This window comes from Nocardia lijiangensis NBRC 108240, from assembly GCF_001613045.1.
Classification (GTDB): Bacteria; Actinomycetota; Actinomycetes; order Mycobacteriales; family Mycobacteriaceae; genus Nocardia; species Nocardia lijiangensis.
This window is the reverse complement of record NZ_BDBP01000211.1, coordinates 1-686: the sequence shown is the minus strand read 5'-3', so window position 1 is coordinate 686 and position 686 is coordinate 1. Positions and strand designations below refer to the sequence as shown.

Here is a 686-nt window from a genome sequence, read left to right as displayed (position 1 = left end):
AACATCTATTTCAAGCGTGAGGACGACGGCGGCGTCGCGCTGGGTGCGGCCAAGCCGATGATTTCCAACGGCAAGGTTCTCGACATGGAGAACGTCGACCCCGACACCGACACCCTGGGTGCGGGCCGGATCGAGGACTTCTCGTGGAAGGGCATTCTCGACTTCACCACCTGCACCGAGTGTGGTCGCTGCCAGTCGCAGTGCCCGGCGTGGAATACCGGTAAGCCGCTCTCGCCGAAGCTGCTGATCATGTCGCTGCGTGACCACACCTACGCCAAGGCGCCGTATCTGCTGGCCGGTGGCCGCAAGGACACCGGTGGCGACGAGGCCGGGCTGGTCGATGCCGAGGGCAACCCGAACGAGGCCGCGCTGGCCAAGATCTCCGAAACCGCCAGGGCCGAGGCGAGCGTCCGCTGGTCGGTGGTGAGGACGTCAACGGCATCATCGATCCCGAGGTGCTGTGGTCGTGCACCACCTGCGGCGCGTGTGTGGAGCAGTGCCCGGTCGATATCGAGCACGTCGACCACATCATCGACATGCGCCGCTACCAGGTGCTCATCGAGTCGGAGTTCCCCTCCGAGCTGGCCGGTCTGTTCAAGAACCTGGAGAACAAGGGCAACCCCTGGGGCCAGAACGCCAAGGACCGCCTCAACTGGATCAACGAACTCGACTTCCAGGTCCCGGTG

1 pseudogene is annotated in these 686 nt (G+C 64.6%); it reads left to right on the top strand.

What is annotated here, in order from left to right:
• A pseudogene (locus NL1_RS35940) lies at positions 1 to 686 on the top strand (4Fe-4S dicluster domain-containing protein); the annotation flags it as partial.